This window comes from Candidatus Obscuribacterales bacterium (genome assembly GCA_036703605.1).
Classification (GTDB): Bacteria; Cyanobacteriota; Cyanobacteriia; order RECH01; family RECH01; genus RECH01.
Window position 1 is genome coordinate 1 of the sequence record DATNRH010001050.1, and the last position, 6976, is coordinate 6976.

Annotated in this window: 3 protein-coding genes; all 3 read left to right on the forward strand. The window is 54.7% G+C overall.

The features are described from left to right. A partial coding sequence (locus V6D20_21370; protein HEY9818332.1) for a GNAT family N-acetyltransferase occupies positions 1 to 538 on the forward strand: 538 nt, incomplete at its 5' end. A 155-nt stretch (positions 539 to 693) separates the two neighbouring features. Then, entirely contained in the window at positions 694 to 1404 is a 711-nt protein-coding gene (locus V6D20_21375; GenBank protein HEY9818333.1) for a uracil-DNA glycosylase, read from the forward strand. Positions 1405 to 2199: 795 nt separating this feature from the next. Continuing rightward, positions 2200 to 6976: Calx-beta domain-containing protein (locus tag V6D20_21380; GenBank protein ID HEY9818334.1), on the forward strand; the 4777-nt coding region annotated here is incomplete at its 3' end.

The following is a 6976-nucleotide window of genomic DNA, read 5'->3' on the forward strand; positions in this document are numbered from 1 at the left end:
GCAGATCCTTACAGGAGAGCAGATCACCAAGCCGCTGCTCTCGCTGATGTATGACTTCTACGCCGATACCTGCGATAAGTTTGGTTGGTGGGGCAGTAAGTACCTCACGCGGCAATTTTTTGAGCAGCTCCACCACGACTATCGCCATCGAGTGGTGTTGGTAGCCGCCTTCAATGACCAAGATCCCCGCAAGCCCATGGGCATGTCCTTTTGCCTCAACAAGGGCGATCAGCTTTACGGTCGCTACTGGGGGTCGTTTCAAGAGTTTGACTGCCTGCATTTTAATGCCTGCTACTATGCTCCGATTGAATGGGCGATCGCTCAAGGTATCCAAACCTTTGATCCAGGCGCAGGTGGCCGACACAAAAAGCGGCGGGGCTTTCCGGCTACGCCCAACTATTCCCTACACCGCATCTACAGCGATCGCCTCCTGCCGATTCTCAGCGCCTATATGCGCCAAGCCAATGAGCTAGAACAGCAAGAAATTGACGGCATTAACCAAGATTTGCCCTTTAAGCAGGGAGCGGGCAGCAACTAGACAAAAATCAGCCCTAGGGGCGATCGCCCCTGGGACGTTAGCCGTTGTTCCGAGCTTTTTCGCGAATCGCCTTAAAATCTATAAGATAGGTTAACCAAGGCGATCGGCGTCCTTCGTTTTCCATCTTGTAGGTATCATGCGGCTCTACCCAAACCATGTCCGACCCTGAACAAATCCCACTCTTCGATCTCCTCTCCACCCCAGCGCCGCCGCCCTCCGTGGATGTGGATCGCATTCCCACCAGTGCCAAAGTCTCTATTCCCCCCGGCACCTATACCGATTTGGAGACCTTGGGGCACCATTGTCGCCAATGTCAGCGCTGCGAACTCGGGGGAACTCGCATCCATGCCGTGGTGGGGCGGGGCAATCCTAAGGCCCCCATCATGATTGTGGGTGAGGGGCCAGGACAGCATGAGGATGAAGCCGGGCAGCCGTTTGTGGGGCGATCGGGGCAGTTGCTGGAAAAAATTCTGGCCGCCGTTAACATCGATAGCCAGCAAGATGTCTATATTTCCAATATCGTTAAATGCCGTCCACCGGGCAACCGTACCCCCACTGCCACTGAGATGGACGCTTGCCGCCCCTATTTGCTAGAGCAGATTCGCCTGGTGGATCCCAAAATTATCTTGCTCACCGGCGCATCGTCGGTGCGAGGACTGATTGGCGATAAGCGCGGCATCACCAAAATTCGCGGGCAGTGGTTGGAGTGGGAGAATCGTCTCTGTATGCCCATCTTCCATCCTGCCTACCTCCTGCGCAACGCCTCCCGTGATAAAGGCAGTCCCAAGTGGCTGATGTGGCAAGATATTCAAACGGTGCGGACTAAGCTCGACGAAATTCGCCAAGTTCCGCCTAATCCTCAGTAAAAGTTTCTGACTGATGTCGTCTTTCAGAAAAAAGAGGGCAGACTAATACTGTTCTGTTTTTTGGACAGAAGCAAGACGGCTGCAGACCAGCGCCATCACGGGTGAGTTCTTCCCTAGGCTAGGGCTGGCAGTATGTCATGTCTTGTCCCAGCGTTCTTAACTACAAGGCTGGGATAGGGTTTGTCTTGAAAGCTTTAGAGTCACAACTGGATCGGTGAATGCGGTCATCAACATGAGGATGAATGAACGACAGGGATACCTCTGATGGAGTGGATAAGTCTACATCAGCCCCCTAAGTTGGCTGTGCTCTCTGATCAATTCATGGTCTAGGTCAAACCATATATCGCCGTTTGCCCTCTTGTGCTCAGCAGCCTAGGGGAGAATGTTGTCGCTTATTGATGTTTCGTGTTCTATTGAGTCAGTTCGGTGTCAGGGATGACTTGTTAGAGGGTGTAGCAGACATGGACAGGCTGCGGATGACCTCAGGTGCATTTGAGGAGCTTGCTGGAAAGACTGGCCAGACCATGGGCGATCGCTAGCGTTGGTCTGGTTTATATGTTTTGGGGTGTGGAGAACGAGTTTCTCATTGTTCTCTCTTTTACAGGTCTATAGGGTGCAGGTCAGGACTATTTGAGCCATACTCTTAGGCTGTGGTTCACTTAGGCTGTAGTTCGCCCTGTAGAAACTTCGGATGCTAGTTGCATCTGTAGGATTAGGAATGCTTGGTTTGATGCTTGCTGTTTGCCTGTAATCTGTATGCCCTAGGGGTAGGTCAACGTAGTATTTGGTGCCGCCATGACTAACTTTCGGGATGATTTGACGCAGTCCGGTGCGATCGCTTCTGGTCTACCTCCATCAGCGATCGCCTCTAATGTGTTGGAGTTGCTCGTCATTGATCCATCGGTTCAAGACTATGGGCAGTTGATCGATGGCCTACGACCTGGCGTGGTGGTGTATGTGCTCCATCCCCAGCAGGATGGAATTGAGCAGATCACGGATCTGTTGCAACACTACCATCGACAGATCCAAGGACTTCACATCATCACCCATGGCGATCGCGGCCAACTGCATCTGGGCCATAGTCTCCTCACCACCAGCACCCTAGGTCGCTACGGGCGATCGCTGCAGCGTTGGTCTACGGCCCTAGCGTCCCAGGCCGATATCTTGATCTACGGCTGCCAGGTGGCTGACGGCGTGACGGGATATGGGTTTATCCGTCAACTGCAGGTTCTAACGGGGGCAAATATTGCCGCCTCCACGACCCCGATTGGTCATCCATCCCTAGGCGGCACCTGGGATCTCGATGTCACCCTAGGGGCCGTGCATACGTCCGTTGTGGTCAACCCTGCCACCCAACAGATCTATCCCCACTGCCTCATCCCCACTGTCAGCATCTCCGACCTCACCGTGGCAGAAGATGTGGGCGATGCTGTCTTCATCGTGACCTTGTCGGAGCCGGCCATAGCTCCGGTGGTGCTGGACTTTATTACCAATGACTTTAGTACAACCGCTGGTGAAGACTATACGGCTGTGTCGGGGCGGCTCACCATTCCATCGGGAGGCACCCAAGCCTTTATCACCGTTCCGATCATTGATGATGATCTTGACGAGGCACGTGATGGTGATCCCTTTGAAAGTGAAACTTTTTCCGTTGATCTCTCAATTGTCTCTGGGGCTGACTCGACCAATTCCATCCTGAATGGTTTTGGCAATATTACGGATAATGATCCGGCACCGGTGGTCAATCTGCTCAATACAGGGGTGCAGGTCACGGAAGGAGTGGGTGCGGTGGCGCGCTTCACCGTCGGCTTAAGCGGCCCTGCTGCGGGGCAGATTACGGTGAACTATACCCTCAACAACGGCACCGCCACCGATGGAGAAGACTATTTCTTCCCCGACACACCCTCTCTTGTGTTTCTGGAACAAGAAACCCAAAAAGTCATTGAAATTACCATCCTTGATGACGATATCTATGAGAAAAATGGCGTCCCCGAAACCTTTTCCCTAGAGATTTTTAGCGTCACGGGTAATCCTAGCGGAGATGGGGTAGAGCTTGGCCCAAATCGCATCAGTACGGTCAGCATTACCGATAATGAGCTGGCCCCGGTGGTGAGCATTAACAGCCTCACGGTTCTTGAAGATGCGGGAACAGCGGTGCTAGAGGTGACCCTCAGCAATGCCAGTGATGCGCTCACTCGGGTGACCTATACGACGGCTGATGATACGGCTGTCAGCACAGGGACTGTGATTGACGGTACCCGAGACTATAATCCGCGCGCGGGCACCCTATCGTTTGTGGCGGGCACAACCTCCACACTGCTCACCATCACCGTTGTGGATGATGTGGTGGAAGAGGTCAACGAGCAGTTTTTCGTGAACCTCACAGGTACGCCAGTGCCTGGCAGCGTCAACCTGAATGATGGCATCACTCAAGGTGTGGTGACCCTTCGGGATAATGACGGTGTGCCGATTGTGACGGTGCTGGGCGATAGCCAAGCGGAGGGTACGGATCTCGCCTTTATCGTGCAGTTGTCGCGGGAGGGCACCACCCCCGTTGTCATTAACTACACCACGGTGAATGGAACAGCGATCGCTGAAGCCCTAACGCCTGAGCCTGACGGCGATAACGACTATACCGCAACCCAAGGCAGCCTCACCTTTGCACCGGGGGAAACGCAGCTTACCGTGGTTGTACCAACGACGGCGGATGAGATTTTCGAAACTAATGAAACCTTAACGCTACAGCTATCGCTAGATCCGGGTGCAGACAATGCCACCTTCACAGGCGGCAGTTCTGTGGGAACAAGCACCATCCTCAATGATGATCCGGCCCCCGTCATTTTCGTTGAGGATGTGACGGTGAATGAAGGTGCCTTGGGTAATTCACCTGGGGCCGTTTTTACCTTTCTCCTCGATCGCCCTAGCCAAGCGCCCGTCACGGTTACCTATGCGACGGCAGACGGGACGGCGGAGAGCGGTGGTGAGATTGAGGCTGGGACAGCGGACTATGAGCCCAGAACCGGCCTGTTAACCTTCACGCCTGGCTCGACAATCCAACGCCTGACGGTGACGGTCAACGGAGACAACACCTTTGAAGACGGGGTCAATGAAACCTTTGTCCTCAACCTCAGCAACCCCAGCAATGGTTCGACCCTCAGCACCCCACAGGTCACCGGCACCCTGCTTGAAGATGATGCTCAGCCAGCGATCGCCATCCTGAATACATCGGTGGTGGAGGGCAATAGTGGGGAAACGACCAATGCTGTCTTCACGGTACAACTGACCAACCCCAGTCAATCTGAGGTCACCGTCACCTACAGCACCGGGGATGGCACCGCCAGTTCAAGCGGTGTTGTTGCAGCGGGCGGTAGCGATTATGTTCCAGTCATCGACGAAACCTTAGTCTTTGCCCCCGGTGAAACCCAGCAATTGATCACGATCGCTGTGAATGGGGACGACGTGAATGAAGGGAATGAAGCCTTCACCGTGACCCTCAACACGCCCACGGGCGCAACGGTGGGCAACGGAGTGGGCACGGGCACGATTGTTAATAACGACGGGCCACCAGCGATCGCCCTTCTCAACAATGCTGTCACCGTCAATGAAGGGGATAGCGGCGAGACAGCCACTGCCGTTTTTACAGTGCAACTGAGCAATCCCAGTCAGACGGAACTGACCGTCACCTACAGCACGAACGATGGTACCGCCCGTTCCGACGGAGAGTTGAATGCGGGGACAGCAGATTTTAGTCCTATCGTTGATGGGGTAGATGGGGTACTGGTCTTTGCACCGGGTGAGACCCAGCAGTTGATCACGGTGACGGTGAATGGGGATGATACGAACGAGCCGGATGCAGAAACCTTCAATGTCGTCCTGAACGGTGTCACTGGAGGAGGAGCTACCCTAGATGGCACGGCTAGTTCTGGCACGGTCACTATTTTGGATGATGATGATCAGCCAGCGATCGCCATCTTAGATACATCGGTCACCGAGGGAAATAGTGGCAACACCACCGCTGCCATCTTCACCGTCCAGTTGAGTAATCCCAGCCAGACGGAAGTCACCGTTGACTACAGCACGGCAAATATTACAACCAGTACCGGAGACAACGGGGCAGCCGGTGGCGATGACTATGTGCCCGTGTTGGGCAACACGCTGACCTTTGCGCCCGGTGAAACCCAACAGTTGATCACGATCGCCGTGAATGGCGATGATGTCAACGAACTGGATGAAACCTTCAGCATTACGTTGATCAACCCCACCACCAACGCGACGCTAGATGACGGGTTGGGCATCGGCACCATCCTAGATAATGACAATGTGCCGGTGGTGAACATTAGCAATGCCACAGTCTTGGAAGGCAACACGGGGGACATCAGCACGGCGGTGTTTACCGTTAGCCTCAGCAATCCGAATCAGGCTGAGGTAACGGTAGCCTACACCACGAACGATGGGACGGCCATAGCCGGTGGCAATGGCGCACTGGGCCTTGATGACTATCAGCCTGTGGTCGATGGTGTTCTGACCTTTGCCGCCGGTGAAACTCAGCAGTTCATCACGATCACTGTGAATGGGGATGGTGTGGATGAACTGGACGAGACCTTCGATGTGCTGCTGAGTGGGGTGACTGGGGGCCCAAGCCTGGGTAACAATCCCGGCACCGGCACCATTATCGACAATGATAATCCGCCAACGATCGCCATTTCTAATGCTTCGGTGTTGGAGGGAAATCTTGGTGACACCAGCAACGCTATCTTTACCGTCAGCCTGAGTAATCCTAGCCAGGACGATGTGACGGTGACCTACAGCACCGCAGACGGTACGGCTAGCTCTGGGGGAGATATAGCGGCCGGTGAGGGTGACTTTGAGCCGGTGGTGGATGGTGCTCTGACCTTCACAGCAGGCGAAACTCAACGGTTGATCACCATCACGGTCAATGGGGACGACGCGGCTGAAGGCTCTGAAACCTTTAACGTGAATCTCACCAGCACGTCGGCGGGGGGAGGCATTGCAGATGGGACAGGTGTGGGAACCATTGTCGATAATGATGGGCCACCCGCGATCGCCATCCTGGGTACCAGTGTCACCGAAGGCGCTATCAATGAAGCCACCAATGCCGTGTTCACGGTGAGCTTGACCAACCCCAGTCAGGAAGCGGTGACGGTTAACTACACCACCGCCAATATCACCACCAGTACAGGTGGCGCTGTGGCGGCTGGCGGAGACGATTATTTGCCTGTGCTTGGCGGCACTGTGACCTTCGCGGCGGGTGAGATCGAGCAGTTGATCACGATCACCGTGAACGGCGATGGTGCCAATGAAGGCGATGAAACCTTCAGTGTGACCCTTTCTGCCCCCAACGGCGGTGGTGCCACCTTGGTAGATGGGGCCGACATCGCCATTGGCACGATTGTTGACGATGATCCTCAGCCAGCGATCGCCATCTTGGGAACATCGGTACTCGAAGGTGACGCGACGACGACGACCAACGCCATCTTCACGGTGCAACTGAGCAATCCTAGCCAAACGGACATTACCGTTGACTACAACACAACAGATGGCAGCGCCCTTG